This is a genomic window from Pseudomonas sp. PME37.24/006 (assembly GCF_055556635.1).
Map to the genome: position 1 here is coordinate 1 of NZ_JBVHNL010000005.1, position 25,585 is coordinate 25,585.

A 25,585-nucleotide genomic window follows, 5' to 3' on the forward strand; every position below is an offset into this window, starting at 1 on the left:
CGCGTGCAGAACATGCCGTCGCTGCCGCGCGCCTCGTTCAAGGAAATCCTCACCGCTGGCCGCAAAGCGGGCTGGGGTTTGATGCTGATCGTGATCATTCTCGGCGGTATCTACTCGGGCATGTTCACCCCGACTGAAGCCGCTGCGGTGGCCGCGGTATACGCCGCCTTCGTAGCGATCTTCGTCTACAAGGACATGACGGTGCGCGAGTGCCCGAAAGTGATCATCGAGGCCGGCAAGCTGAGCGTGGTGCTGATGTTCATCATCGCCAACGCCATGTTGTTCGCCCACGTGCTGACCACCGAGCAGATTCCGCAGTCGATCACCGCCTGGGTCGTCGAGCAGGGCTTCAGCCCGATCGAGTTCCTGATCGTGGTGAACATCGTGCTGCTGATCGCCGGTACCTTCATGGAGCCGTCGGCGATCATCCTGATCCTGGCGCCGATCCTGTTCCCGATCGCCATGCAGCTGGGCATCGACCCGATCCACCTGGGCATCATCATGGTGGTGAACATGGAGATCGGCCTGATCACGCCGCCAACCGGACTCAACCTGTTCGTCACCTCGGCGGTCACCGGCATGCCGCTGACCCGTGTAGTGCGCGCGGTATCGCCGTGGCTGCTGGTGATGCTGTGCTTCCTGCTCCTGGTCACCTACGTGCCGTTCATTTCGCTGGGCTTGCCTAACTTCCTGGGCATGTAAGACGTTCCACTTTATGGGGGTTCGCCCCCATTACGCCCGGCCTCAGTGCCGGGCTTTTTTGTTTCAGGCAGATCGCATGTGAGCCGTGCCGCCGCAACCGATAACGGGTAACCTTGTATCAAGTCGTGACTCGTGGGTCATGGATCGCGTCAGCATAGGCACCTGAATTTCCATCATGGCGCCTATCGTCAGAAACGCGCGCCTCGCCTCGATCCGCTGACCCAGCATCCGCTCGATAATGGCGCGTGCTGATCTAATTAGTTGAAGGAGTGTCCGCGTGAAGTCTCGTTTGCCTGTGATCGTCGGTTTCGGTGGCTACAATGCCGCCGGCCGCAGCTCCTTCCACCACGGCTTCCGCCGCATGGTGATCGAATCGCTGGACGAGCAGGCACGCCGCGAAACACTCATCGGCCTGGCGGTGATGACCAAGCTGGTGCGCGTGGTCGATGGCGCCTATCAGAGCCAGGCCGGTGAACCACTGTCGGCCATCGAGATCGAGCGCCGCTATGGCGAGCAGGTGCTAGCGTCCACCCTGGTGCGCCGCATCGAGAAACAGCACCTCGACCCCGACGCTGCCCATTGGCACAAGAGCATCTCTTTGAACGGTGAAGGCGGCAGCCTGACCTTCGTCAGCACCCGCAAGCAGTTGCCCGAGCCGCTGCCGGCCAACTGGTCGGTAGAGGAACTGGGCGGCAACGACGTGCGCGTCACCCTGCACGACACCTGTGAATTCAAGGTCGACAGCTACCGTGCCCTGCCGGTGAAATCCGCAGGCCAGTTGCCGACCGGCTTCGAGCCGGGCGAACTGTACAACTCGCGCTTCCACCCGCGTGGCCTGCAGATGGCCGTGGTTGGCGTCACCGATGCCCTGCGCGCCACCGGTGTGCCGTGGCAGACCATCGTCGACCACGTTGCCCCCGACGAGATTGCAGTATTCGCCGGCAGCATCATGAGCCAGCTCGACGAGAACGGCTTCGGCGGTCTGATGCAGTCGCGCCTCAAGGGCCACCGCGTCAGCTCCAAGCAGCTGGCCCTGGGCCTGAACACCATGCCCGCCGACTTCATCAACGCCTACGTGCTGGGCAGCGTCGGCACCACCGGCAGCGTCACCGGCGCCTGCGCAACGTTCCTCTACAACCTGCAGAAAGGCATCGAGCAGATCAATGCCGGCACCGCACGAGTAGTGATCGTCGGCAACAGCGAGGCACCGATCAACGCCGAGTGCATCGAGGGCTATGGCGCCATGGGCGCACTGGCCACCGAAGACGGCCTGCGCCTGATCGAAGGCAAAACCGATACAACCCAGGGTAACGTCGACTTCCGCCGCGCCAGCCGCCCGTTCGGCGACAACTGCGGTTTCACCCTGTCGGAAGCCTGCCAGTTCATCGTCTTGATGGACGATGAGCTGGCCCTGCAACTGGGTGCCGACATCCACGGCGCCGCCACCGACGTGTTCATCAACGCCGACGGTTTCAAGAAATCCATTTCCGCGCCCGGCCCAGGCAACTACCTGACCGTCGCCAAGGCCGTGGCCAGCGCCGTGCAGCTGCTGGGCGTCGATGCCGTGCGCCAGCGCAGCTTCGTGCATGCCCACGGCTCCAGCACCCCGGCCAACCGGGTCACCGAATCCGAACTGCTGGATCGCGTAGCGGCGGCTTTCGCCATTGACAGCTGGCCAGTAGCGGCAGTGAAAGCGTTCGTCGGCCACTCCCTGGCAACCGCCAGTGGCGACCAGGTGATCTCCGCGCTGGGCACCTTCAAGTACGGCATCATTCCTGGCATCAAGACCATCGATGAAGTGGCTGCGGACGTGCACCAGCAGCACCTGAGCATCAGCAACGTGGATCGTCACGACCAGCGCATGGACGTGTGCTTCATCAACTCCAAGGGTTTTGGCGGCAACAACGCCAGCGCCGTAGTACTCGCCCCGCACGTGGTCGAGCGCATGCTGCGCAAGCGTCACGGCGAGGCGGCCTTCAGCACCTACCAGCAGCGTCGCGAGCAAACCCGCGTGACGGCGCGGGCTTACGACGAGCAGGCACTGAAAGGTCAGCTGGATATCATCTACAACTTCGGCAACGACCTGATCGACGACACGCAGATCGACATCGGCAGCGAGCAGATCAAGGTACCGGGCTTCGCCCAGCCGCTGGTGTTCAAGCAGGACGGCCGCTACAGCGACATGCTCGACTGAGGCGTAAGCCACTGTCCATGTAGGAGCGTCGCCCTCGGCGCGAACGATTGTGGTTATACCGCGATTTCCGCGCTGGCCAGACGATTCGCGGCGGGATAGCGGCTCCTACAATGTTTGGCAAATAGCGGTAGCCGGGGAGGCGCTAATTAACTGGCACTAACCGCTTGGCTTCCTCGACCAGCAACTCGCGCCATTCGACGTCGGCCGGCAGTGCTAGAAAGAAAGGATTGAGCAGCGACTCCCGTGCCTCGTAGCGCAGCGGCTCGCCCTGCAGGGTCAGCACCACACCGCCAGCGCCCTCGAGTACGCCCTGAGCAGCAGCGGTATCCCACTGCGAAGTCGGCGCTAGGCGCGGATAGAAGTCCGCGCTGCCTTCAGCGAGCTGACAGAACTTCAGCGAACTGCCGACACTGATTCGTTCTATATCGCCAAAGCGCGTAACCAGGGCGGCCAGCAACTGCTCCTGCTCGGCGCTGCCATGACGCCGACTGGCGACTACAGTGAGACCGACGGCCGGCGTTTCTCGTACGGCAATCGCCTGCGGCTCCTCACCCGGCTCAGCGCGCCAGGCCCCCAGGCAGCGACCGCCGTAATAGATGACGCCCGAGGCAGGAATGCCGACCACCCCGAACACCACTTGCCCACGCTCGATCAGCGCTACGTTGACAGTAAACTCTTCGCTGTCAGCGATGAATTCCTTGGTGCCGTCGAGCGGGTCGACCAGCCACCAGCGAGTCCAACCAGCACGTTCGCTCAGAGCAATATCGGCGTCTTCCTCGGACAGCACGGGAATGTTCGCGTCGAGCGCCTGCAGGCCGTCGGCCAGCACACGATGGGCCGCCAGATCGGCGGCGGTCACCGGCGAGGCATCGGCTTTTTCGATCACCTGAACACCCTGGCGCCAGAACGGCAGAATCACGACGCCCGCCTGCTGCACCAGTTCCAGTACCGCAGGCAGTAACGGATGGCTCATCGGCTCAGTTCCCCACGCTGCTCCAGCAGATCGCGCACCAGATACAGGGCCGCCAGAGCTCGGCCTTCGCTGAACTGCGGATGCTGGATCAGGGCGGACAGCTCACGCAGGCTGACTTTATCCACACGTAGCGGCTCCGGCTCGTCGCCGGGCAGTGTTTGTGGATACAGATCACGGGCCAGTACCACCTGGATCTTCTGGCTCATATAACCGGGAGACAGGCTCAGCTCGGTCAGATGTTCAAGCTTGCGAGCACCGAAACCGGCCTCTTCCTGCAATTCGCGATTGGCGGCATCGAGTACATCCTCGTCCGGCTCGATCAGCCCCTTGGGCAGGGAGATCTCGTATTCGCCAGTACCGCCGCAATATTCTTCGACCAGCAGAACGTGCTCGTCATCCACCATGGCCACGATCATCACCGCACCATGCCCAGTGCCGCGCCCGACCAGCCGTTCGTAGGTGCGCTCGGCACCGTTGCTGAAGCGCAACTGGATTTCCTCGACACGAAACAGGCGGCTGCTAGCGACGATTTCTCGGGCGATGACGGTGGGCTTCTGACGCATGGGTGAGTCCTGCTGCTGGGCTGACCGGAACGGTTATCATACCGCGCCTGCCTGGATTGTCTGCGCTCTAAAAGCGCGCATTTGACGACTAGCAGGCCCTGTCCACCGCATTTCCATCTCAGAGAGCCGCCTTGCCATGAACCTGCCCTGGCCCGAAATCGACACCGTATTGCTGGACATGGACGGCACTCTGCTCGACCTGCACTTCGATAACCACTTCTGGCTCGAGCACCTGCCACAGCGATACGCCGAGCACCACGGCGTCAGCCGTGCCCTGGCCGATGCCGAACTGCAGCCGCTGTTTACGAAGCACGCTGGCCAACTGAACTGGTATTGCACGGACTTCTGGAGCCGCGAGCTGAACCTGTCGATCCGTGACCTCAAGCGCGAGGTCGCCGACCTGATCGCCCTGCGCCCGGACGCCGACACCTTTCTCGCCGCCATCCGCCGGGCCGGCAAACAGGTGGTGATGATCACCAACGCCCACCGCGACTCGCTGTCCCTGAAGCTGGAACGCATCGAACTAGCGCCCTACTTCGACCGCCTGATCAGCTCACATGACTACGGCTTCCCCAAGGAAGACGCGCAGTTCTGGTCTGCCCTGCAGCAGGATCTGTCGTTCGAGCCGGCGCGCAGCCTGTTCATCGACGATAACGTGCCGATCCTGCGCAGCGCCCAACGCTTCGGCGTGAAGCACCTGCTGGCGGTTCATGAGCCGGATAGCCGCAAGGGCGTGAAGGACACCGAAGAGTTCGAGGCGGTACGGGATTACCGGGCGCTACTGAACGGGCTGTAGGTAGCAAGAGCGGCTGGTGAGTGGCGGGAGCGGACATAGAGCGCTGCTGCTTTTGTGGGAGCGGCTTTAGCCGCGAGCTCTTTGTTTGCCTTGATTAAAAGCTCGTGGCTAAAGCCCCTCCTACAAGTTACGCGAACGTCCGCTTCTGCCTTGATGATGGCTCCCACGCTCCAGCGTGGGAGCCCAATCCAGGGCGCTCTGCGCTCGCCAGGCCTCGACATCGGACGCAGAGCGTCCCTGCAGGCATTCCCACGCGGAGCGTGAGGAACGATCAGATCGAACCCCGCAGCAGATGACCGCTTTCGCCTGACGCCTGCCCTTATCCCATCTCACACCACGCCGGTCGTCTGCGCACCAAAAGGCTTCAGCGCGGCTCCGCTACGGTGCAGGAATAGTCCTAAAAAACCTCTCAATAAAATAAAATTCATAAAAATCAGCTAGTTAAAAACTGGCATCGCTCTTGCTCTAGCAATTCCAACTTGGATACAAGATGGAATATCAGAGCATGTCCAACGCCTCCTTCGCTTTTACCCTCGCCGACTGGCAACAGGCTTACCGTGATGCCGCGCAACCAGCCGAGCTGCTGCACGCCCTGCGCGCGCAACTGAGCCGTGACGACAACGCCTGGATCTGCCTGGCCAGCACGGCCCAGCTCGACGCCCAGTTGAGTAATCTGCAGGCCCTGCTCGACAAGGCCGAAGGCCAGCAGGACAAGCTGCCGCTGTACGGCGTGCCGTTCGCCATCAAGGACAACATCAACGCAGCCGGCTGGCAGACCACTGCTGCCTGCCCCGAATTCGCCTACCAGGCCGAGGCCGATGCGACGGTGGTCGAGCGCCTGCGCGCCGCCGGGGCCATCCTCATCGGCAAGACCAATCTCGATCAGTTCGCTACCGGCCTGGTCGGCACCCGCTCGCCCCACGGCGCGGTCGCCAACAGCTTCAATCCGCAGTACGTCAGCGGTGGCTCCAGCTCCGGCTCGGCCAGCGTGGTCGCGCGCGGCCTGGTGCCGTTCTCACTGGGCACCGATACGGCCGGCTCGGGCCGTGTGCCTGCGGGCTTCAACAATATCGTCGGGCTCAAGCCGACCAAGGGCTGGCTACCGAACACCGGCCTGGTGCCAGCTTGCCGCACAGTCGATTGCATCTCGGTGTTCGCCCTCACGGTCGGCGACGCCGAAACCGTCGCGCGCCTCGCGGGCGGTTACGATGCCGACGACGGCTACTCGCGCAGCAACCCCAACAGCGCCCCTGTCGGCATGAAGTCCGCACCGACCTTTGCCGTGCCCGACAGCCTGGAGTTCTTTGGCGATACCCAGACCCAGGCCGTGTTCGAGCAGGCGCTGGAGAAACTGCGCGCCCTGGGCGTCACCCTGCAACCCATCGACTTCAGCCCCTTCCGTGAGCTCGCCGAACAGCTGTATTACGGCCCCTGGGTCGCCGAGCGCACCGTCGCCGTGGAGGGCGTGGCGCCGGAGCACCTCGATCCGGTGGTGCGCGGCATCGTCGACAGCGGTCACCAGTACAGCGCCTGCGACGCCTACAAGGCCGAGTACCTGCGTGCCGAGCTGAGCCGCAAGATCAACGACGCGCTGGCAGGTTTCGACGCGCTGGTAGTGCCGACTTCGCCGACCATTCGCAGCCTCGACGAAATGCGTCAGGAGCCGGTGCTGTTCAACAGCCAGTTCGGCACCTACACCAACTTCACCAACCTCGCCGACCTCTCTGCCCTGGCCGTACCCGCCGGCCTGCGCGACGACGGCCTGCCCGCGGGCATAACCCTGCTCGCCCCCGCCTGGCACGACCTGGCCCTGGCGGCCTTCGGCAAACGCTGGCAGGCCAGCCTGGAGCTGCCGCTCGGCGCCACCGGTCGCGCGCTGCCTCCACAAAAGCCGCCCACGGCAGTGCCTGCCGGCAGCGTGCGGGTAGCCGTGGTAGGTGCGCACCTGACCGGCATGCCGCTGAACTTCCAGCTGACCACCCGCAACGCGGTGCTGGTCGAGCAGACCCTGACCTCGCCGGACTATCGCCTCTACGCCCTGGCCGGCACCGTGCCGCCCAAACCGGGCCTGGCGCGTAGCAGCGATGGCACGTCGATCATCGTCGAGCTGTGGGACATCCCTCTGGCGCGCTTCGGCGAATTCGTCGCGGAAATCCCCGCGCCTCTGGGTATCGGCAACCTGACCCTGGCGGACGGGCGCAGCGTGAAAGGTTTCATCTGCGAGCCCTGGGCGCTGAGTGATGCCCGAGACATCACCAGTTTCGGTGGCTGGCGCGCCTTTATTGCCAGCACCAAGAAGTGAGCAGTGCCCTCTCCAGTAAAGGAGAGGGAGCGACCAACGACCTGCCGCCGAATCTGCCTGGAGAAGCAAACCGATGTTCCATACCGTACTGATCGCCAACCGTAGTGACCAGCAGCGCAGCAGCGCAGCGACGAAGTCAAATTGCAGGACGGGCGTAGCCCGTCACGGCGATCTCGCCACGGAGAACCGCCATGTTTGAAACAGTCTTGATCGCCAACCGTGGCGAGATCGCCGTCCGCGCCATCCGCACCCTCAAGCGTCTCGGCGTGAAGAGCGTGGCGGTGTATTCCGATGCCGACCGCAATGCCCAGCATGTACGTGATGCCGACGTGGCCATAGCGCTGGGCCGCGACAAGGCTGCCGACAGCTACCTGCGTATCGACAAGATTCTCGCCGCCGCCAAGGAGACCGGCGCCCAAGCGATCTATCCGGGTTATGGCTTTCTCTCGGAAAGCGCCGAATTCGCCGAGGCCTGCGAAAACGCGGGCATCGCCTTCGTTGGCCCGACGCCGACGCAGATCCGCGAGTTCGGCCTCAAGCACCGGGCTCGCGAGCTGGCAGCCGAAGCGCAGGTGCCGATGGCGCCCGGCACCGGCCTGCTGCAAAGCCTCGAAGAGGCCCTGGCGGCCGCCGAAGGCATCGGCTACCCGGTGATGCTCAAGACCACCGCTGGCGGTGGCGGTATCGGCCTGACCCGCTGCGCCGACGCCGTGGCCCTGGCCAGCGCCTATGACGGCGTCAAACGCATGGGTGAGCAGTTCTTCAGCGATTCGGGGGTATTTCTCGAGCGCTTCGTCGACCAGGCGCGCCATGTCGAAGTGCAGATATTCGGTGATGGCAAAGGCCGCGTGGCTGCCCTGGGAGAACGCGACTGCTCGCTGCAGCGGCGCAACCAGAAAGTGGTCGAGGAAACCCCGGCCCCGAACCTGCCGCAAGCCACCCGCGAGCGCCTGCATGCCGCCGCTGTCGAACTGGGCGAGTCGGTGAGCTACCGCAGTGCTGGCACCGTAGAGTTCATCTACGACGCCGCTCGCGACGACTTCTACTTTCTCGAAGTGAACACCCGCCTGCAGGTCGAGCACCCGGTGACCGAGATGGTCACCGGCCTGGATCTCATCGAGTGCATGCTGCGCGTTGCCGCAGGCGACGAGCTGGATTGGCTCGCGCTAAACCGTGCCCCGCAAGGTGCGGCCATCGAAGTGCGCATCTATGCAGAAGACCCGCTGAAGAACTTCCAGCCCAGCCCTGGCGTGCTGACCGACGTGCACTTCCCGGACGACGTCCGTGTAGATGGCTGGGTCAGTACCGGTAGCGAAGTGTCGGCCTTCTACGACCCGATGATCGCCAAGCTGATCGTCCACGCCGCCACACGCGAAGAGGCCATCGCCAAGCTGAGCAAAGCGCTGGGCGAAACCCGCCTGCACGGTATTGCCAGCAACCTCGATTACTTGCGCCAGGTGGTTGCCGAGCCGCGCTTCCACGCCGCGCAGATCTGGACCCGCCTGCTCGACACCTTCAGCTACGCGGCGCAGGTGGTCGAAGTACTGGAGCCCGGCACCTACAGCAGCGTGCAGGACTTCCCCGGCCGTCTCGGCTACTGGGACATCGGCGTTCCGCCGTCCGGGCCGATGGATGATTACGCGTTCCGTCTGGCCAACCGCATCGTCGGTAACCACGAGAGCGCCGCCGGGCTGGAATTCACCCTGCAGGGCCCGAGCCTGCGCTTCCACAGTGATGCGCTGGTCGCCCTCGCCGGTGCTGACTGCCCTGCCGAGCTGGACGGTGAAAGCGTGCCCTACTGGGCGCCAATCGCCATCAAGGCCGGCCAGGTGCTCAAACTCGGCCGCGCAACCAGCGGCTGCCGCACCTATCTGGCAGTGCGTGGCGGCTTCGATGTGCCCGTGTACCTGGGCAGCCGCTCGACCTTCGCCCTCGGCCAGTTCGGCGGCCATGCCGGGCGTACCCTGCGCACCGCCGACATGCTGGCCATCTCCCAGGATTTGCCCGCCTGCACCACGCCGGCGCCGATCAGCGAGCCCCAGGCGCTGGATGCCAGCCTGGTTCCCGAGTACGGCACGACCTGGAACATCGGTGTGCTCTATGGCCCCCACGGCGCACCGGATTTCTTCACTGCCGAGGCGATCGAGCAGTTCTTCGCCGCCGACTGGCAGGTGCACTACAACTCCAACCGCCTGGGCGTGCGCCTGAGCGGGCCGAAGCCAAGCTGGACACGCGCCGACGGCGGCGAAGCCGGCCTGCATCCGTCCAACGTGCATGACTGCGAATACGCCATCGGCGCCATCAACTTCACCGGCGACTTCCCGGTGATCCTTACCAAGGACGGCCCGAGCCTGGGCGGTTTCGTCTGCCCGGTAACCATCGCCAAGGCCGAGCTGTGGAAGGTCGGCCAGGTCAAGCCAGGCGACACCCTGCGCTTTCATCCCATCAGCTTCGAGCAAGCTCAAGCACTGGAACAGGCGCAATTGGGTAGCCTGCAAAGCCTAAGCGCGGTCAATGCCGTAGAGTTGCCGGCGCCCAGCCTGCAGCCAGGCGACACCGTGTCGGCCACCGTGCTGGCTGAGCTGCCGGCCGATGGCAGCCGCCCGCGCGCGGTCTACCGCCAGGCGGGCGATGCCTACATCCTGCTCGAATACGGCGACAACGTGCTCGACCTGGCGCTGCGCCTGCGCGTGCACCTGCTGATGGAGGCCCTCAAGGCCGAGCCACTCGCTGGCCTGGAAGAGCTGGCGCCAGGCGTCCGCTCGCTGCAGTTGCGGTACGACAGCCGCGTGCTGCATCAACAGGCGCTGCTCGATCACCTGCTGCGCCTCGAGCGCGAGCTGGGCGATGTGGCGAATCTCAAGGTGCCGACCCGCATCGTCCACCTGCCGATGGCCTTCGAAGACAGCGCCACCCTCGCTGCCGTCAGCCGCTACAGCGAGACCGTGCGCAGCCAGGCGCCGTGGCTGCCAAATAATGTCGATTTCATCCAGCGCGCCAATGGCCTGGCCACCCGCGAGCAAGTGCGCGACATCCTCTTCGCGGCCAGCTACCTGATCCTCGGCCTCGGCGACGTCTACCTCGACGCGCCCTGTGCCGTGCCACTCGACCCGCGCCACCGCCTGCTCAGCTCCAAGTACAACCCGGCACGCACCTACACCGCTGAAGGCACCGTGGGTATCGGCGGCATGTACATGTGCATCTACGGTATGGATTCGCCCGGCGGCTACCAGCTGGTCGGCCGTACCCTGCCGATCTGGAACAAGTTCGTGAAGAACGCCCAGTTCGAGGGCGGCCAGCCGTGGCTGCTGCACTTCTTCGATCAGGTGCGTTTCTACCCGGTCAGCGAAGCCGAGCTCGACGAATTCCGCGACGCCTTCCGTGAAGGCCGCGCGCAAATAAAGATCGAGCAGAGCACCTTCGATTTCGCCGAATACCAGCGCTTCCTGGCGGACAACGCCAGCAGCATCGCCAGCTTCCAGCAGCTGCAAAAGCAAGCCTTCGACGCCGAAGTGCAGCTGTGGCGCGACGACGACGCCGACAGCCACGCCGCGCCAGTTGCCAGCAGCGAGGAGGACGAAGCCGTCGATGGCCAGGCCGTCAGCGCCGACATGTGCGGCAGCGTCTGGAAGGTGCTGGTCGAACCGGGCCAGTACGTCGAAGCCGGTACGCCGTTGCTGGTGGTCGAGGCGATGAAGATGGAGCTGGCCGTGCTCGCGCCGGTAGCGGGAACGGTCAAGGCCGTGCGCTGCCAGCCGGGCAAGGCGGTCACTCCGGGCGACGTGCTGCTGATCCTCGATCCGAGCGAGGCGGCCTGACATGCAACTGGTCGACCCGATCAAACGCGGCAAGGAACGCCCGGAGAACCTCGCCGAGCGTATCTACGGGCAGCTCAAGGACGACATTTCCGAGTTCCGCCTGCTGCCGGGCGACCGTTTCAGCGAAGGTGAAGTGGCCGAGCGCATGGCCGCCAGCCGCACACCGGTACGCCAGGCGCTCTATCGCCTGGAGCGCGAGGGTTATCTGGAGGTGTATTTCCGTAGCGGCTGGCAGGTCAAGCCGTTCGACTTCCACCATTTCGAGGAGCTCTACGACGTGCGCATCGTGCTCGAACTGGCGGCGGTTCGGCGCCTATGCGACCGCCCGGCGGGTGAAACGCCAGAACAATTGGAAGAACTGCGCCACATCTGGACGGCACCGCCCGAGCAACGCCCACCAGAAGGCCGCGAAGTGTCGCTGCTCGACGAAAGCTTCCACTGCCAGTTGGTGGAGGCCACCGGCAACCGCGAGATGGCTCGCCTGCACCGCGAAATCAGCGAAAAGATTCGTATCGTTCGTCGCCTGGACTTCACCAAAACGCCTCGGGTGGAAGCCACCTACGAAGAGCACGCACGCATCCTCGGCGCGATCCTGTCGCGTCGTTGCGAAGAAGCACAGCTGTTGCTGAAGACCCACATAGAGGTCAGCAAGGCGGAAGTGCGCAAGATCACCCTGCACATGCTGCACAACGCCCGCGAGCGGGCCGTACAGGCGCAGGGCTGATGTGGTGTCCCTTGATCCACTGCCAACAACATAAAACTCGTCAGTCAATGGAGATCGTCCTATGCAACGTCGCAGCCTGATCAAGGCCTTCACCCTTTCCGCATCCATCGTCGCCATGGGCCTGAGCTGGAGCATCCACGCCGCCGAGACCATCAAGGTCGGCGTCCTGCACTCGCTGTCCGGCACCATGGCCATTTCGGAAACATCGCTCAAAGACATGGCGCTGATGACCATCGACGAGATCAACGCCAAGGGCGGCGTACTCGGCAAGCAGCTCGAAGCGGTGGTGGTCGACCCGGCCTCCAACTGGCCGCTGTTCGCCGAGCGTGGCCGTCAGTTGCTGACCCAGGACAAGGTCGCGGTGACCTTCGGCTGCTGGACGTCGGTGTCGCGTAAATCGGTACTGCCGGTCTACGAAGAACTCAACGGCCTGTTGTTCTACCCCGTGCAGTACGAAGGCGAAGAAATGTCGCCGAACGTGTTCTACACCGGCGCCGCGCCGAACCAGCAAGCGATCCCGGCGGTGGAATACCTGCTCAGCGAAGACGGCGGCGCCGCCAAGCGTTTCTTCCTGCTCGGCACCGACTACGTCTACCCGCGCACCACCAACAAGATCCTGCGCGCCTTCCTGCACAGCAAGGGCGTTCAGGACAAGGACATCGAAGAGGTCTACACGCCGTTCGGCCACAGCGATTACCAAACCATAGTCGCCAACATCAAGAAGTTCTCCGCCGGCGGCAAGACCGCGGTGGTCTCCACCGTCAACGGCGACTCCAACGTGCCGTTCTACAAGGAACTGGCCAACCAGGGCATCGAAGCCACCGACGTACCGGTGGTGGCCTTCTCGGTAGGTGAAGAAGAACTGCGCGGTATCGACACCAAGCCGCTGGTCGGTCACTTGGCCGCATGGAACTACTTCCAGTCCGTGGAGAACCCGGTCAACGAGAAATTCGTCGCCGACTGGAAAGCCTACGCCAAGGCCAAGAAGCTGCCGAACGCCGACACCGTGGTCACCAACGACCCGATGGAAGCCACCTACGTGGGCATCCACATGTGGGCCCAGGCCGTCGAAAAGGCTGGTACCACCGACGTCGACAAGGTGCGTGCCGCCATGGCCGGCCAGGAGTTCGCCGCACCGAGCGGTTTCACCCTGAAGATGGACGAGAAGAATCACCACCTGCACAAGCCGGTGATGATCGGCGAAGTCCAGGACGACGGTCAGTTCGAAGTGGTCTGGGAAACCGACGGCCCGGTTCGCGCCCAGCCGTGGAGCCCGTACATCGAAGGCAACGACAAGAAAGGCGACACCCCGGTGAAGTCGAACTGATCCACGGGCTCGCCCGGCTCCTCCTGTAGGAGCCGGCTTGCCGGCGAGCAATCTCAAGAGCGCGTTGTTCTGAAGATCAATCGCCAGCAGCTGACTCCTACAGCTCCCCGGTTTTATCGGGCACCAAGGATTACCCCATGCATAACGCATTTGTCCGACTACTTCTCAGCCTGCTGCTGGTAGTGCCATTCGCCGCCCAGGCTGGCGATGCTGCCGACTTCGTGGCTGCCAGCCCGGCGCAGCAGGCCAAACTGCTGGAAAGTTGGGCCGCCATGCCCGACCTGGCGCGCCAACCGCTGCTCGACGCCCTGCAACAGGGCCGTGTAGCTGCGGATAGCGAAAAGACCGCGTTCATCGAAACCGACGACGGCTATCAGGCTGCCGAAGGTGAAGCGTCCCCTGTGGATAACCCGCGCAAATTGCGCCTGAACAACCGCCTGCGTGGCCTGATCGCTAACGCCCAGGCCAGCCATCAGTTGCTTGCCAATGAACCGGCACAGCGCCTCAGTGCTGCAGTGCAGCTACAAAAAAGTGCCCAGCCGGCGCAACTGCCACTGCTCGCCCAGACCCTGGAGAAGGAAGACGACGATATCGTTCGTGATGCCCTGACCCTGGCTCTTGCCAACCTGCAACTGGTCGACGCCAACCCTGCGGTGCGCCTCGCTGCCGTGCGCCTGCTCGGTGAAACCGGTGAGCCGCTGGCGCGTACCCGCCTGGAAAATCTGCTGGAACCCGGCGTGGAAAGTGACGCAGCCGTGCGCACCGCCGCCGAAACCAGCCTGGCTCAGGTCAAGCGCAAGCTGCTGATCGGCGAGCTGCTCGGCCAGGCATTCAGTGGCATGAGCCTGGGATCGATCCTGCTGCTCGCCGCTCTTGGCCTGGCCATCACCTTCGGCCTGCTCGGGGTGATCAACATGGCCCACGGCGAGATGCTGATGCTCGGTGCCTATTCCACCTACATGGTGCAGATCCTCTTCCAACGCTACGCTCCCGAAGCCCTGGCGCTGTATCCGCTGGTGGCACTGCCGGTGGCTTTCTGCGTGACCGCCATCATCGGCATGGCGCTGGAGCGCACGGTGATTCGTCACCTCTACGGCCGGCCACTGGAAACCCTGCTCGCCACCTGGGGTATCAGCCTGATCCTGATCCAACTGGTGCGCGTGCTGTTCGGTGCGCAGAACGTCGAGGTGGCCAACCCCTACTGGCTGTCCGGTGGTATCCAGGTGTTGCCCAACCTGGTGCTGCCGTATAACCGCATCGTGATCATCGGCTTCGCCCTGGCCGTGGTGGTGCTGACCTGGTTGCTGCTGAACAAGACCCGCCTGGGGCTCAACGTGCGCGCAGTCACTCAGAACCGCAACATGGCCGCCTGCTGCGGCGTACCCACCGGCCGTGTGGACATGATGGCCTTCGGGCTCGGCTCGGGTATCGCCGGCCTTGGCGGCGTGGCCCTCAGCCAGATCGGCAACGTCGGCCCGGATCTCGGCCAGAGCTACATCATCGACTCCTTCCTGGTGGTGGTACTCGGCGGCGTCGGCCAACTGGCCGGCAGCGTCATGGCGGCCTTTGGCCTGGGCATCGCCAACAAGATCCTGGAACCACAGATCGGCGCCGTGCTCGGCAAGATCCTCATCCTCGCGCTGATCATTCTGTTCATTCAGAAACGTCCGCAAGGCTTGTTCGCCTTGAAAGGGAGGGTAATCGATTGAGCACCATGACCTTCTGCACCGTGGGAGCTGGCCATGCCAGCCACTGTATCCTCACCATCGCTCGCGCGCATGGCGCGCTCCCACAGGTCGGCTTACAGGGGATTCACCGATGAACGCAGCCAACCAAACGTTGCTGGCCCGCGCCAGCCATAAGCTTGGCCCGCAGGTGTCGCTGGCCCTCGGCCTGCTGGTGCTCGTCGTGCTGCTCGCCATGCCGCTGCTGCACCTGCTGCCCGGTGATCATGCGCTGCACGTGTCGGCTTACACGCTGACCCTGGTCGGCAAGATCCTCTGCTACTGCGTCGTCGCCCTGGCGCTCGATCTGGTCTGGGGCTACGCCGGCCTGCTGTCCCTCGGTCATGGCCTGTTCTTCGCCCTCGGCGGCTATGCCATGGGCATGTACCTGATGCGCGAAGCCGCTGGCGACGGCCTGCCGGCGTTCATGAGCTTCCTGGCCTGGACCGAGCTGCCGTGGTACTGGTACGGCACCGACAATTTCCTCTGGGCCATGTGCCTGGTGGTGCTGGCGCCTGGATTGCTGGCCTTGGTGTTCGGTTTCTTCGCCTTTCGTTCGCGGATCAAGGGCGTGTATTTCTCGATCATGACCCAGGCCCTGACCTTCGCCGGCATGCTGCTGTTCTTCCGCAACGAGACCGGCTTCGGCGGCAACAACGGCTTCACCAACTTCCGCAGCATCCTTGGCTTCGAGATCACCGCCGCGAACACCCGTGCCACGCTGTTCTTTCTGACCGTTGTGTTGCTGGTCAGCAGCCTGTACCTGGGCTGGCGCCTGGCGCGCAGCAAGTTCGGCCGGGTGCTGACCGCCCTGCGCGACGCCGAGAACCGGCTGATGTTCTGCGGCTACGATCCGCGCGGCTACAAGCTGTTCATCTGGGTGCTGAGCGCCGTGCTCTGCGGCCTGGCCGGTGCGCTGTACGTGCCTCAGGTCGGCATCATCAACCCTAGCGAAATGGCCCCGACCCAATCCATCGAAGCCGCCGTGTGGGTGGCGCTCGGCGGGCGCGGCACGCTGATCGGCCCGCTGCTCGGTGCCGGTCTGGTCAATGGCATGAAAAGCTGGTTCACCGTGGCCTTCCCCGAGTATTGGCTGTTCGCCCTCGGCGCGCTGTTCATCGTGGTCACCCTGTTTCTGCCCAAGGGCGTAATCGGCCTTCTCAAGCGAGGGGATAAGTCATGAGAGCTGCACCGATTCCCGAGATGATGATCGACCCGGCTGGCAGCAGCCGTGATGCCATCGGCCTGGGCAAGAGCGCGGGCAGTGGCCTGAACACGCGCCATGGCACCATCCTGACGCTGGAGGACATCAACGTTTCCTTCGACGGCTTCAAGGCACTGACCGACCTGACGCTGTACATCGGCGTCGGCGAGCTGCGCTGCATCATCGGCCCCAACGGCGCCGGCAAGACCACTCTGATGGACGTGATCACCGGCAAGACCCGGCCCAACAGCGGCGTCGCCTACTTCGGCGAGACCTTCGACCTGACCCAGATGAGCGAAGTGCAGATCGCCCAGGCCGGCATCGGTCGCAAATTCCAGAAGCCAACGGTATTCGAGGCGCTGAGCGTGTTCGAAAACCTCGAACTGGCCCAGAAGACCGACAAGTCCGTATGGGCCAGCCTGCGCGCCCGGCTCAACGGCGAGCAGCGCGACCGTATCGACGAGGTGCTCGCCACCATCCGGCTCGACGCCTCGCGCCAGCGCCCGGCAGGCTTGCTGTCTCACGGCCAGAAGCAGTTCCTGGAGATCGGCATGTTGCTGATGCAGGACCCGCAGCTGCTGCTGCTCGACGAACCCGTGGCCGGCATGACCGACGCGGAAACCGAATTCACCGCCGAACTGTTCAAGTCCCTGGCGCGCAAGCACTCACTGATGGTGGTCGAGCACGACATGGGCTTCGTCGGCACCATCGCCGACCACGTCACCGTGCTGCACCAGGGCCGCGTGCTCGCCGAAGGCTCGCTGGACGCCGTGCAGGCCAACGAACGGGTGATCGAGGTTTATCTGGGCCGCTGAGAGTAGCGGCAAGCTTCAAGCCGCAAGCCCGAGCAATCACGATCCACTTTATCGATGGTTCCCACGCTCTGCGTGGGAACCCCCTCCCGGAACGCTCTGCGTTCCAGCGACGCAAAGCGTCGCCAGATGCATGCCCACGCAGAGCGTGGGAACGATCAAGGGGTAAGCCATGCTGCAAGTTCAACAGCTACACCAGTACTACGGCGGCAGCCATATCCTGCGCGGCCTGTCGTTCGAGGCCAAGGTGGGGGAAGTCACCTGCCTGCTCGGCCGCAACGGCGTGGGCAAGACCACCCTGCTCAAATGCCTGATGGGCCTGCTGCCGGCCAAGCAGGGCCAGGTCAGTTGGGAAGGCAAACCGATCACCGGCTTCAAACCGCACCAGCGGGTGCACGCCGGCATCGCCTACGTGCCCCAGGGCCGCGAAATCTTCGGCCGCCTGACGGTCGAGGAAAACCTGCTGATGGGCCTGTCGCGCTTTCCAGGCAGCCAGGCAAAGGAGGTTCCGGCCTTCATCTACGAGCTGTTCCCGGTGCTGCTGGAAATGAAACACCGCCGCGGCGGCGACCTGTCCGGCGGCCAGCAGCAACAGCTTGCCATCGGCCGCGCCCTGGCCAGCCAGCCACGTTTGCTGATCCTCGACGAACCCACCGAAGGCATCCAGCCCTCGGTGATCAAGGAAATTGGCGTAGTCATCAAGAAGCTCGCCGCCCGTGGCGACATGGCCATCCTGCTGGTCGAGCAGTTCTACGATTTCGCCGCCGAGTTGGCCGACCAGTATCTGGTGATGAGCCGCGGCGAAATCGTCCAGCAGGGCCGTGGCGAAACCATGGAGACGGATGGGGTACGCGGGTTGGTGGCGATCTAGCCTGCGCCGTCATAGCGGCGTAAAGGCGGTAGCAGAGCTTTTGTGGGAGAGGCTTTAGCCTCGATTTGGACTGGGCTCCCACGCTGGAGCGTGGGAGCCATCATCAATCTCGTGGGAGGGGCCGGGCGGCGATCCGCTTTAGCCGCGAGCTCTTTGCTCTTCAATAGAGCTCGCGGCTAAAGCCACTCCTACAAAAAGAAAGCTCTGCATCCACCGGCCGCTTCTACCGGCGGATTCACTCGGCGAAATCCGGCTCCAGTCGGGCGATCTGGCGTTTGATGCTTTCCAGGTGCAGCCGCGCACTTTCGGCATTGCCTTCGAGCATGATCCGGCAGGCCTTGCGCGCCAGCTCATGGGGCACGGCTTTGAGGGGCCGGCCGCTGGCCATGGCCTTGAGCTGTACCTCGGCGGCACGCTCCAGGTAGTAGAGGTCGTCCCAGGCTTCGGCGATGGAGCTACCAAGCACCAGCGGGCCATGGTTCTTGAGCATCACGACATCCGCCTCACCCACGGCCCCGGCGATGCGCTCGCCCTCGGCGTTGTTCAATGCCAGGCCGTTGTAATGCTCGTCCACGCGCATGCGGTCATAGAACTTCAAGGCCGTCTGCCCCGCCCAGATGAACGGATCGCCTTCGAGCATGCACAGCGCCGTGGCGTTGGGCATGTGGGTGTGGAACGCCGCCTTGGCGCGCGGATGCAGACGATGCAACTGCGCGTGAATGAAGAACGCGGTGGCTTCCGGCGCGCCCTCACCAGCCACCACGCGGCCATGGAAATCGCAGATCAACAGCGACGAAGCGGTCACCTCGGCGAACGCCAACCCGTAGGGATTGACCAGAAACAGGTCGTCGTGGCCAGGCACCACGAAGGAGAAGTGATTGCAGATCCCCTCGCCCATCCCAAGTCGCGCAGCCATGCGAAAGCAGGCAGCCAGGTCGATCCGCGCCTGACGGATCGCCGGGCTGTCGACCACGCGCGGATCGAGTGGCGTGGCGTTGACCTCGAATGCATGTGCCATGGGTGCTGATCCTCCAAGTGTGCAGATGACGTTACCCTAGCAAGCTGCCCCCATCGCGCCAGGGACAGATAGCGGCAGTCGACGGGCCAGATAGCTGACCCGCCGACTCCAGGCATCTGGCCCTACGGCGGGCAGCGCCTTTATTTTTATGGTGAGCCTGTCGCCAGCAACTCAGCAGGCGCTCTTCACGTCACGAGGTCGCCATGAGCAGCCCAACGCAGATCAGCAACGCCTATGTCCATGCACTGGATCGCCAGTACGTTTTCCATTCCTGGTCGACCCAGGGCGCACTCAACCCGCTGGTGATCGCCGGGGGCGCCGGTTGCACGCTGTGGGACTACGACGGCCGCGAGTACCTGGACTTCAGCAGCCAGTTGGTCAACACCAACATCGGCCACCAGCACCCCAAGGTGATTGCCGCGATCAAGGCCCAGGCCGAGCAACTGGTGACCATCGCCCCGGCCACCGCCAACCTGATGCGCGGTGAGGCGGCCAAACGCATCCTGTCCCACGCGCCAGCCAACTTCAGCAAGGTGTTCTTCACCAATGCCGGTGCCGACGCCAACGAAAACGCCATGCGCATGGCACGCACCTACACCGGCCGCGACAAGATTCTCTCGGCCTACCGCTCCTACCACGGCAGCACCGGCTCGGCGATCGTCGCCACCGGCGATCCGCGCCGGGTGCCCAATGAGTTCGCCCGCGGCCATGTGCACTTCTTCAATCCGTACCTGTACCGCAGCGAATTCAATGCCGCCAGCGAGGAAGAGGAATGTGCCCGCGCGCTGCAGCACCTGCGCCGGGTCATCGAATGTGAAGGCCCGGCCTCGATCGCCGCGATTCTGCTGGAAACCATTCCCGGCACTGCGGGCATTCTGGTGCCGCCGAAAGGCTATATGCAGGGCGTACGCGCCCTGGCCGACGAGTTCGGCATTCTGGTGATTCTCGATGAAGTGATGGCCGGCTTCGGCCGTACCGGCAGTTGGCTCGCGCTGGACAATTTCGACGTGGTGCCGGATCTGATCGTCTTTGCCAAGGGCGTCAATTCGGGCTACGTGCCGGCCGGTGGGGTGATGATTTCCCAGCCCATTTGCGAGTATTTCGACAGCCACTTCTTCCCTGGCGGCCTGACCTACTCCGGTCACCCGCTGGCCATGGCGGCCATCGTCGCCACCCTCGACACCATGGCCGAGGAAGGCATGGTCGACAATGCCCGGCAGATCGGCCAGGAACTGCTTGGCCCCGGCCTCAAGGCGCTCGCTGGCAAATACCCGTTGATCGGGGAAGCGCGCGGCATCGGCCTGTTCCAGGCGCTGGAGTTCGTCGCCGACCCGCTGAAGAAAACGCCACTGGCCGCGCCTATCATGGCGCAGATGAAAGCCACGCTACTGGAGCGCGGGTTGCTGGCCTTCGTGGTGGAGAACCGCATCCACGTGGTGCCGCCGTGCATGGTCAACGCGGCCCAGGTACAGCAGGCGCTGGCGATCTTCGACGAGGTGATCGGAGAGTTCAGCGCCAAGCACCTGTAATAACCCCCGCTTCACCGCATGATGTCAGTCCGTTAAGCAAGGTCAGCGGTTTGCGCTGGCCCTGTAGGAGGCGCGCCCTCGCGCCGAATCATATGGGCGATGCCGGAATCGCGGTGTAGCAACGATCTTTTCGCGCCGAGGGCGACGCTCCCACACGGGCGTATTTTCCGCACGTGCGCAGCCGAACCGCACCCACAACACGCTACAGACCGGCATCAATCATCACTGCCCCTGCAGCACCTCATTGAGAATACGGATGCCCGGTTCGATCAGCGGCACGTCGATGGCGTGAAAGCCCATGCGGAAGTAGCGCTGCGGCGGATCTTCATTGAAGAAGAACTGCGCTCCCGGCTCGATCAGCACACTCTGCTGAGCCGCTGCCCAAGCCAGCCGCTGGCTGTCGATTCCGGCTGGTGCACTGAGCCAGAAGGCGCCAGCGCCAGCACTGCTCACATGTCGACAACCATCCAGAACGCTATCCAGCGCGCCATGCAGCGCTTCACGACGGCGCCCGTGCTCCTCGCGAAAACGCCGCAGGTGCGCATCGTAATGCCCCTGGGCGAGAAACTGAGCGAGCATGCGCTGGTTGTTCAGTGGCGGGTGGCGATACATCAAGCGGCGCAAAGCCCGCAGTTCCTCGACCAGTTCGGCGTCGGCGACCAGGTAACCCAGGCGCAATCCCGGTGAAAAGGCCTTGGACAGGCTGCTCATGTACACCACCCGACCGCTGCTGTCGCTGGCCTTTAGGGCTGGCTGGGGATGGCTGTCGAGATTCAGTTCGGCGTCGTAGTCGTCCTCGATGAGGATCTGGTCGTGCTGGCGGATCTGCTGCAGCAACTGGCTGCGCCGCGCTGCGCTCATGCTCACCCCGGTGGGCACCTGGTGGCCGGGCGTGACATAGAGGTACTCACAGTCGTTGAGGCGCTCGTCGACACGCATGCCCTGCTCGTCGACATCCTGCAGATGGATATCCGCACCCTGCAGATCGAAAACGTTCCAGGCATCACCGAACCCTGGGTTCTCCAGCGCCACACGGGTGCCCTTGCTCATCAGCAGGGTGGCCAGCAGATACAGGGCATTTTGCGAACCGAGGGTGATGAGGATTTCATCGGCGCCGGCCCAGATGCCGCGCTTGGGCAACACCCGGGTACGCAACTGCTCGATCAGCATGGCGTCATCCTGATCATGGCTGTCGCGCAGCCACTCCGGGTTGCGTTCGTTGCGCATGCTGTTGCGCGACACCTCGCGCCAGCGCTCCAGGGGAAACAGATCGGCAATCGGCTGGCCGTAGATAAAGGGATAGGTGAAGCGCCGCCAGTTACTGGGACGCAGCACACCATGCCTCAAACTCGGCTGGATCTTGAACCGGCCGCTCCATCCTGGTGCACCAATGGCCTGAGGATTGGCGTCGCTATGGGCCGGTGCCAGACGCGCCAGGGCGCCTTCACGTTGGCTACCGCAGTAGTCTGGGTGCAGGTAATAACCACTGCGTGGACGGCTGACCAAGTAGCCATTGTCGAGCAGGCTCTCATAGACCAGTGCCACGGTATTGCGGGACACCGACAGCTGCTGCGACAGGCGCCGGCAGGACGGCAAGGGCTCGTCCTGGGGAAAACCGCCGGCAAGAATGGCGGACACCAGCGACTCGCGCAGTTGCTCCTGCAGCCCACGCTGCTGGTCGAAATTCAGGTGGTAGAAGTGGTCGATCATGGTCACTGCCGCTCCACGTGCTGTGTCCACCACGAAGCAATTAGTGAGCCATGGCCCGCGCTCCAGGCTGGCCAGGCGAATGCGCCAAACTGCACCTATTGCCCGACGCTTTGCGCTCTCTATGGTGAAAAACAGCCACCTGGCACGCCCATCGCAAGCCAATCGATCTGTCGACCCCTGGAGCTCTGACCATGACCCATGCAGGCATCGCTACCGCAACGCCCATGAACGGATTCGCCCAGTTGCGCAAACTGGCACTCGCAGGCCTGGCCGGCTGTCTGCTGGCCAGTGCCACCAGCGCTCACGCCGATCTGGCCGACGTCGAAAAACGCGGCTACCTGAGCGTCGCCACCGAGGACGACTACGCGCCGTTCAATTACATCGTCGACGGCAAGCCCGAGGGTTTCCACAAGGAGCTGCTCGAAGACCTCAAAGCCTACGCCAAGGAAAAAGGCTTCGACGTGCGCCAGGAAATCCTGCCGTGGACAGGCCTACTCGCCTCGGTTTCATCCGGGCAGTACGACATGGCTTTCACCGGCGCGCTGGTCACCGACGACCGCCTGCGCGTGTTCAACTTCGCACCGCCTTTCGCCTCGGCCCAGCACTTCTACGTCAAGCGTGCCGGCGATGACAGCCTCAGCGATATCGCCAGCCTGTGCGGCAAGACCGCTGGCCTGCAGGCCGGCAGCGCACTGCTCGCCCGTCTGCCGGAACTGAAGAAGATGATGGCCGATGCCGGCTGCGAAATCGGCGACGTGGTCGAGTACCAGTCCTACCCAGAAGCCTATGCCGATCTCGCCAACGGCCGCCTGGACTATGTGATCAACGCGCTGATCTCGGTCAACGACCTGGTCAAGACCCGTGGCGATACCTTCGCCAAGGGCATCGCCGTATCCGGTGACGGCTTCGCCGCCTGGCCGGTGCCGAAGAAGAGCCCTGAGCTGCTGAAGCTGATCACCGGCTTCATGGATCAGATCCGCGACAACGGCCGCCTGGCCGAACTGCAGACCAAATGGTTCGGCGAAGCCTTCCCGACCATGCCCAAGGAGCCCATCACCGAAGTCGATCAGTTCCATACCCTGGCAGGCATGAAGTAACCCGACGCATCACGGCAGACAGCGAACAGGCGCAGGGATTTACCAGCCGCGCCTGACTCGCTCGCCTCACTCATTTCGTCCCTAAGGAGCTGCCATGAACGGACAAGCCTGGCTACTGCTGCTGGAGGGCGCCTGGACGACCCTGTGGATATCCGGCATCGCGATTGCCATCGGTGTGTTCTGCGGGCTCGGCATTGCCCTGTTGCGCATGGCGCGCATCCCCTTTCTGGAACAGTTCCTGATTCTCTACACCAGCCTGGCACGCGCCACGCCGCTGGTGACCCTGGTGCTGTTCATCTTTCTCTCAGCGCCGATGTTCGGCATCAACCTCGACCGCAACACCGCCGCCATCCTCGCCCTGACGCTCAACACCACCGCCTTCAACGCGGAAATCTGGCGTTCGGCATTCATCAGTTTCTCCCGTGATCAGAAGGAAGCAGCCCTAGCCTGCGGCATGACCCAGGGCGTGTTCTTCCGTCGCATCATGCTGCCGCAGATGCTCACCAGCAGCCTGCCCGGCCTGGTCAACGAAATGTCCTTCCTGATCAAGGGCAGCCCGGCGATCGCCATCATCGGCATCGTCGACCTGACGCGAGTGACCAACCGCATCGCTGCCGTCACCTACGACCCGCTGCCGCCGATTCTCGCTGCCGCGCTGCTGTACATGCTGATCATCGGCGTGCTGCTCAAGCTGCAGGCGATTGCCGAGAAGAAAGCCAACCGACTGGCCATGTAAGGACATTTCAGCATGACCGAATGGAGCATTATCTGGGACGCCCGCGAAGCCTTCTTCAACGGATTCCTCAACACCCTGGCGCTGTTCGCACTGTCCATCGTCTGCGCCTTCGTGCTCGGCTGCGCGATGCTTTACAGCCTGGAAGAACGCACGCCGCTGTCGATCGTGGTGCGCTGGCTGGTCAACGGCATGCGCATGTTGCCGTTCCTGATCCTTACCTACCTGCTGTACTACGGCCTGCCGCGCCTGGGTTTACGCCTGGACGCCTGGACGGCCGGGCTACTCGCCCTGATCGTCTACCACGGCGCCTACTTCACCGAGATCCTGCGCGGCAGCCGCCTGGTCCTGCCCGCGGGCTATGTCGAGGCAGCCAAGGCCCATGGTTTCACGCCCTTCAGATTGTTCATGCGCATCATCCTGCCGCAGCTGGTGATCAAGACCCGGCCGCTGCTGGGCAACCAGTTGATCATCGCCCTCAAGGACACCGCCTTTCTGACCATCATCACCGTGCAGGAACTGACCGCCGCCGCCAACTCGGTACAGGCCACCTACTTCATTCCCACCGAGGCCTTCGTGGTGGTGATCGTTCTGTACTGGCTCATCAGCATCTGCCTGGAACTGGCGCTCAAAAGAGCGGCGCGCTTCGGAGCGAAACGAGGATTCGAACATGGCTGACATCCCGGCGGTACGCATTCAAAACCTGTCCAAGAGCTTCTCCGACATCGAGGTGCTGCGCGACATCGAACTGACCGTGAACAAAGGTGAAGTGGTCAGCGTGCTGGGCTCTTCCGGCTCGGGCAAATCGACCATGCTGCGCTGCATCAACTGGCTGGAAGAGCCGGATCGCGGCAGCATCTACATCGCCGGGCAACGCATCGGCATCAATGAAGAAGCCGGGCGCAAGATGACCAACCGCGAGCTGGCGGCCATCCGCGCCAAGACCGGCATGGTGTTCCAGGGCTTCAACCTGTGGCCCCATCTCAGCGTGCTGCAGAACGTCATGGAGGCGCCGGTGCAGGTCAAGGGCATGGCCAAGGAACAAGCCCGCGCGATCGCCATCGAATTGCTGGAAAAAGTCGGCATGGGCGACAAGCGTGACAGTTATCCTTACACCCTCTCCGGCGGCCAGAAGCAGCGTGTGGCGATTGCCCGCGTACTGGCAATGAGCCCGGAGGTGATCCTGTTCGACGAGCCTACCTCGGCACTCGACCCGGAACGCGTCGGCGAAGTGCTGACGGTGATGAAAGACCTCTCCGCAGAGGGCTACACCATGATCGTGGTCACCCACGAAATGGAATTCGCCCGAGCGGTATCGGATCAGGTGGTGTTCCTGGAAAAAGGTAAGATCATCGAAAAATCCACCCCGGAAAAGTTCTTCAGCAACCCGGAGACCGAGCGGGTACGCAAGTTCCTCGAGCTCTCCGCCTGACGACGAGGCCGGCGCATGCAAGCGCCGGCTGCTACTGACACCCTGACAAGAGGCAG

The 25,585-nt window shown here is 63.5% G+C and carries 20 protein-coding genes; 16 read left to right on the plus strand and 4 right to left on the minus strand.

Features of this window, described 5'->3' with window-relative positions; translation table 11 throughout:
* Together ACZ3GY_RS21025 and ACZ3GY_RS21030 are read left to right on the plus strand one after the other, a co-directional pair.
* The coding region (locus ACZ3GY_RS21025; protein WP_465911857.1) for a TRAP transporter large permease at window positions 1-702 on the plus strand (702 nt) is incomplete at its 5' end.
* 277 nt (window positions 703-979) lie between these two features.
* On the plus strand, window positions 980-2,896 hold the full coding sequence (locus ACZ3GY_RS21030) for a beta-ketoacyl synthase (protein ID WP_463563375.1): 1,917 nt from the start codon (window positions 980-982) through the stop codon (window positions 2,894-2,896).
* Between the two features lie 142 nt (window positions 2,897-3,038).
* On the opposite strand, the gene cysQ is transcribed toward ACZ3GY_RS21030, so the two are convergent.
* A complete protein-coding gene (cysQ, locus tag ACZ3GY_RS21035; RefSeq protein WP_465911858.1) occupies window positions 3,039-3,869 on the minus strand; it encodes a 3'(2'),5'-bisphosphate nucleotidase CysQ in 831 nt (276 codons plus the stop codon).
* Complete coding sequence (gene nudE / locus ACZ3GY_RS21040; protein WP_225835883.1) at window positions 3,866-4,432, minus strand: ADP compounds hydrolase NudE; 567 nt, start codon at window positions 4,430-4,432, stop codon at window positions 3,866-3,868. The genes cysQ and nudE overlap by 4 nt, the downstream gene beginning before the upstream one ends.
* A 136-nt stretch (window positions 4,433-4,568) precedes the next feature.
* Here nudE and yrfG point away from each other — a divergent pair, with 136 nt between their 5' ends.
* The 9 genes from yrfG to urtE all read left to right on the plus strand — a co-directional run bounded on the left by yrfG (window position 4,569) and on the right by urtE (window position 18,010).
* Window positions 4,569-5,228, plus strand: coding sequence for a GMP/IMP nucleotidase (gene yrfG / locus ACZ3GY_RS21045; RefSeq protein WP_465911859.1), 660 nt, complete (start codon window positions 4,569-4,571; stop codon window positions 5,226-5,228).
* Window positions 5,229-5,733: 505 nt separating this feature from the next.
* Complete coding sequence (atzF, locus tag ACZ3GY_RS21050) at window positions 5,734-7,530, plus strand: allophanate hydrolase (RefSeq protein WP_465911860.1); 1,797 nt, start codon at window positions 5,734-5,736, stop codon at window positions 7,528-7,530.
* Window positions 7,531-7,721: 191 nt separating this feature from the next.
* Window positions 7,722-11,348 carry an urea carboxylase gene (gene uca, locus ACZ3GY_RS21055; protein WP_465911861.1) on the plus strand — a complete coding sequence of 1,209 codons (3,627 nt, stop codon included), beginning with the start codon at window positions 7,722-7,724 and terminating at the stop codon, window positions 11,346-11,348.
* A 1-nt stretch (window position 11,349) separates the two neighbouring features.
* Entirely contained in the window at window positions 11,350-12,072 is a 723-nt protein-coding gene (locus ACZ3GY_RS21060; RefSeq protein WP_465911862.1) for a GntR family transcriptional regulator, read from the plus strand.
* 61 nt (window positions 12,073-12,133) lie between these two features.
* Window positions 12,134-13,399: an urea ABC transporter substrate-binding protein gene (urtA, locus tag ACZ3GY_RS21065; RefSeq protein WP_463563370.1), complete on the plus strand. Its 1,266-nt coding sequence runs from the start codon at window positions 12,134-12,136 to the stop codon at window positions 13,397-13,399.
* Between the two features lie 137 nt (window positions 13,400-13,536).
* Complete coding sequence (urtB, locus tag ACZ3GY_RS21070) at window positions 13,537-15,108, plus strand: urea ABC transporter permease subunit UrtB (RefSeq protein WP_465911863.1); 1,572 nt, start codon at window positions 13,537-13,539, stop codon at window positions 15,106-15,108.
* Between the two features lie 109 nt (window positions 15,109-15,217).
* Window positions 15,218-16,306 carry an urea ABC transporter permease subunit UrtC gene (gene urtC / locus ACZ3GY_RS21075; protein ID WP_042553852.1) on the plus strand — a complete coding sequence of 363 codons (1,089 nt, stop codon included), beginning with the start codon at window positions 15,218-15,220 and terminating at the stop codon, window positions 16,304-16,306.
* Window positions 16,303-17,142 carry an urea ABC transporter ATP-binding protein UrtD gene (gene urtD / locus ACZ3GY_RS21080; protein WP_465911864.1) on the plus strand — a complete coding sequence of 280 codons (840 nt, stop codon included), beginning with the start codon at window positions 16,303-16,305 and terminating at the stop codon, window positions 17,140-17,142. The genes urtC and urtD overlap by 4 nt, the downstream gene beginning before the upstream one ends.
* A 169-nt stretch (window positions 17,143-17,311) precedes the next feature.
* Window positions 17,312-18,010 (plus strand): urea ABC transporter ATP-binding subunit UrtE, encoded by a 699-nt coding sequence (gene urtE, locus ACZ3GY_RS21085; RefSeq protein WP_465911865.1) that lies wholly within the window; start codon window positions 17,312-17,314, stop codon window positions 18,008-18,010.
* Between the two features lie 235 nt (window positions 18,011-18,245).
* Here the strand turns inward: urtE and ACZ3GY_RS21090 are convergent, their stop codons facing one another.
* Window positions 18,246-19,028, minus strand: a complete 783-nt coding sequence (locus tag ACZ3GY_RS21090; RefSeq protein ID WP_465911866.1) for an aldolase — start codon at window positions 19,026-19,028, stop codon at window positions 18,246-18,248.
* A 203-nt stretch (window positions 19,029-19,231) separates the two neighbouring features.
* On the opposite strand from ACZ3GY_RS21090, the gene ACZ3GY_RS21095 reads away from it, so the two are divergent.
* Window positions 19,232-20,557, plus strand: a complete 1,326-nt coding sequence (locus tag ACZ3GY_RS21095) for an aspartate aminotransferase family protein (protein WP_465911867.1) — start codon at window positions 19,232-19,234, stop codon at window positions 20,555-20,557.
* Between the two features lie 222 nt (window positions 20,558-20,779).
* On the opposite strand, the gene pdxR is transcribed toward ACZ3GY_RS21095, so the two are convergent.
* Window positions 20,780-22,267: a MocR-like pyridoxine biosynthesis transcription factor PdxR gene (pdxR, locus tag ACZ3GY_RS21100; RefSeq protein ID WP_465912005.1), complete on the minus strand. Its 1,488-nt coding sequence runs from the start codon at window positions 22,265-22,267 to the stop codon at window positions 20,780-20,782.
* 191 nt (window positions 22,268-22,458) lie between these two features.
* Here pdxR and ACZ3GY_RS21105 point away from each other — a divergent pair, with 191 nt between their 5' ends.
* From ACZ3GY_RS21105 to ACZ3GY_RS21120, 4 genes are all read left to right on the plus strand, one after another.
* Window positions 22,459-23,364, plus strand: a complete 906-nt coding sequence (locus ACZ3GY_RS21105; protein WP_465911868.1) for a transporter substrate-binding domain-containing protein — start codon at window positions 22,459-22,461, stop codon at window positions 23,362-23,364.
* Window positions 23,365-23,458: 94 nt separating this feature from the next.
* The gene (locus tag ACZ3GY_RS21110) at window positions 23,459-24,100 is read left to right on the plus strand and encodes an amino acid ABC transporter permease (protein ID WP_070880824.1); all 642 of its coding nucleotides are present in this window, start codon (window positions 23,459-23,461) and stop codon (window positions 24,098-24,100) included.
* 12 nt (window positions 24,101-24,112) lie between these two features.
* The gene (locus ACZ3GY_RS21115; protein ID WP_465911869.1) at window positions 24,113-24,775 is read left to right on the plus strand and encodes an amino acid ABC transporter permease; all 663 of its coding nucleotides are present in this window, start codon (window positions 24,113-24,115) and stop codon (window positions 24,773-24,775) included.
* Window positions 24,768-25,529 (plus strand): amino acid ABC transporter ATP-binding protein, encoded by a 762-nt coding sequence (locus ACZ3GY_RS21120; RefSeq protein ID WP_465911870.1) that lies wholly within the window; start codon window positions 24,768-24,770, stop codon window positions 25,527-25,529. Before ACZ3GY_RS21115 ends, ACZ3GY_RS21120 begins: the two co-directional genes overlap by 8 nt.
* The last annotated feature ends 56 nt before the right edge of the window (window positions 25,530-25,585 follow it).